The following is a 2,428-nucleotide window of genomic DNA, read 5'->3' on the forward strand; positions in this document are numbered from 1 at the left end:
GCCGCTGCCGGCCAGCGGCGCGGGCGCGCTGTGGTCGCCGCGGGCCACGTCGGCCGCGGCGTCCTCGCGCAGGTCGCCGACGTCGAACGGGGCCGGCGAGACGCCGGCGATGGCGGCCGAAGGAGCCGGGGCCGAGGCGAGCGTCGTCGCGCCGACGGCGGCACCCGCCGCCGCACCGGCGCCCGCGACGGGCAGGACGAGCCGGCCGAGGCGGGCAGAACGACGCCGCTTGTGACGAGCGTTGGGCACGAGCGGCGGTCCTCCGGTAGGTCACGAGGCGATAACGGCCAGACGACTCTAACCCGATTCGTCCGATTCGCCGAAACCGGCCCCCTCGATCTGGTCGAGCCGGCGCAGGATGACGCCCTCGCGCAGCGCCCACGGGCAGATGTCGACCTCGTCGACCTCGAACAGGTCGATGGCGGCGTCGGCGACGATGGCACCCGCGAGCAGCTGCCCCGCCCGGCCGGACGAGACGCCGGGCAGCTTGGCCCGCTCCGACGTCGTCATGGACGCCAGCTTCTTCACCAGATCCTGCACGTCGGCGCGGCTGAGCGTGCGCCGTACGTACGGCCCGTCGCCGGACGGCGCGGCGCCGGCCACCCTGGCCAGCGAGCGGAACGTCTTGCTCGACGCCACCGCGCGGTCGGCGGTGCCGTAGCGGTTGACGTCGCCGATGATCGAGGCGATCTCGGCCCGCACGTGCCGGCGCAACGCCCGGACCTCGTCCTTCGACGGCGGGTCGTCGGTGAACCACCCTCGGGTGAGCCGGGCGGCTCCGAGCGGCAGCGACACCGCGATGTCGGGGTCCTCGTCGCCGCCGGCGGCCAGCTCGAGCGAGCCGCCTCCTATGTCGAAGCTGAGCAGCCGGCCCGCCGACCAGCCGTACCAGCGGCGCACCGCCAGGAAGGTCAGGCGGGCCTCGTCCTCGCCGGAGAGGATCTGCAGGTCGACGCCGGCCTCCTCGCGCACGCGGTCGAGGACGGCGGTGCCGTTGACGGCCTCGCGCAGCGCCGACGTGGCGAAGGCGAGCATCGACGTGGCGCCCTTGTCCTCGGCCGCCTCGACGGCCTCGCGGCAGCTCTTCACCAGCCGCTCGGCGCCCTGTTTGCTGATGGAACCGGAGTCGTCGAGCAGCTCGACCAGCCGGAGCTCGGTCTTCTGCTTGTAGGCCGGCAGCGGACGCGCACCCCGGTGGGCGTCGACCAGCAGCAGATGGACGGTGTTGGAACCGACGTCGAGCACACCCATGCGCACGAAAGCGACGATACTCGTGGGGTGGAGCTGCGGACACACGGAGCGCGAGCCTGGGTGGAGTTCACCGATCCGGCCGACGACGGCCAGGTGCTGCGCTGCGACCTGACCTGGCTGACGTCCCGGTGGACGTGCATCTTCGGGCAGGGCTGCCCCGGCATCTACGCCGACCGCCCCGACGACGGCTGCTGCACGCACGGCGCCCATTTCTCCGACGAGGACGACGAGAAACGGGTGCGCGGGTACGCGAGCCGGCTCGGCCCCGACGTCTGGCAGCTGCGCGACGAGGGCCTGCGCGGCGGCGTCGTCGAGACCGACGACGAAGGCGAGCGCAAGACGCGCGTCGTCGACGGCGCGTGCGTGTTCCTCAACCGGCCCGGGTTCGCCGGCGGCACCGGCTGCGCGCTGCACGCCTACGCGCTGTCCACCGGGCGGCACCCGCTGGAGACCAAGCCCGACGTGTGCTGGCAGCTGCCGATCCGGCGCGCCTACCGCGAGGCCGAGCGGCCCGACGGGACGACGTACCTCGAGATCACCATCGGCGAGTACGACCGCGCCGGCTGGGGCGCGGGCGGCCACGACATGAGCTGGTACTGCACGACGGCCACCGAGGCGCACGTCGGGCGCGAGCCGGTGTACCGGTCGAACGAGCCGGAGCTGCGGGCGCTCATCGGTGACAAGGCGTACGAGCAGCTGGCCGCTCATTGCGAGGCCTTCCTCGCCGCTCAGCTGCCGCTGCTGGTGCATCCGGCCACGGCGGCGAGCCCGGCGGACTGACGACCAGGCCCGGCGCCGCACAGCGAGAGGCCGCCGGTACCCGGAACGCGTCCGGGCCGGCGGCCTCTGCAGGGGAGTTACTCGATCACTGCTGGGCCTGGCGGCGGTTGACCGCGAACGCGGCGGCCGCACCGGCGAGCAGCAGGCCGGCGCCGACGAACAGCAGCTGGCTCGACGCACCGGTGTCCGGGAGCGCCTCGCCGTCGCCGGAGCCGTCCTCGGCCCCGTCAGCGGCACCGTCCTCCGAGCCGTCCTCCGACCCGTCGGTCTCCGTGCCGTCGCCGTCGGTCTCGGTGCCGTCGACCTCGGTGCCGTCGACCTCCGTGCCGTCGACCTCGGTGCCGTCGACCTCGGTCCCGTCGACCTCGGTCCCGTCGACCTCGGTCCCGTCGACCTC

The 2,428-nt window shown here is 74.0% G+C and carries 3 protein-coding genes and 1 pseudogene; 1 reads left to right on the top strand and 3 read right to left on the bottom strand.

Annotated features, from left to right (window positions below; translation table 11 throughout):
* Positions 1 to 249 (bottom strand): annotated as a pseudogene (locus DY240_RS03930) (hypothetical protein); the annotation flags it as partial.
* Between the two features lie 48 nt (positions 250 to 297).
* Positions 298 to 1,257 (bottom strand): Ppx/GppA phosphatase family protein, encoded by a 960-nt coding sequence (locus tag DY240_RS03935; RefSeq protein WP_119658660.1) that lies wholly within the window; start codon positions 1,255 to 1,257, stop codon positions 298 to 300.
* Here DY240_RS03935 and DY240_RS03940 point away from each other — a divergent pair.
* A complete protein-coding gene (locus tag DY240_RS03940) occupies positions 1,216 to 2,031 on the top strand; it encodes a hypothetical protein (protein WP_407659274.1) in 816 nt (271 codons plus the stop codon). The genes DY240_RS03935 and DY240_RS03940 overlap by 42 nt on opposite strands.
* Positions 2,032 to 2,116: 85 nt before the next feature.
* Here DY240_RS03940 and DY240_RS03945 read toward each other — a convergent pair.
* The coding region (locus DY240_RS03945) for an LPXTG cell wall anchor domain-containing protein (RefSeq protein ID WP_119658662.1) at positions 2,117 to 2,428 on the bottom strand (312 nt) is incomplete at its 5' end.

The sequence above is a fragment of the Jiangella rhizosphaerae genome, from assembly GCF_003579925.1.
GTDB classification, from domain to species: domain Bacteria; phylum Actinomycetota; class Actinomycetes; order Jiangellales; family Jiangellaceae; genus Jiangella; species Jiangella rhizosphaerae.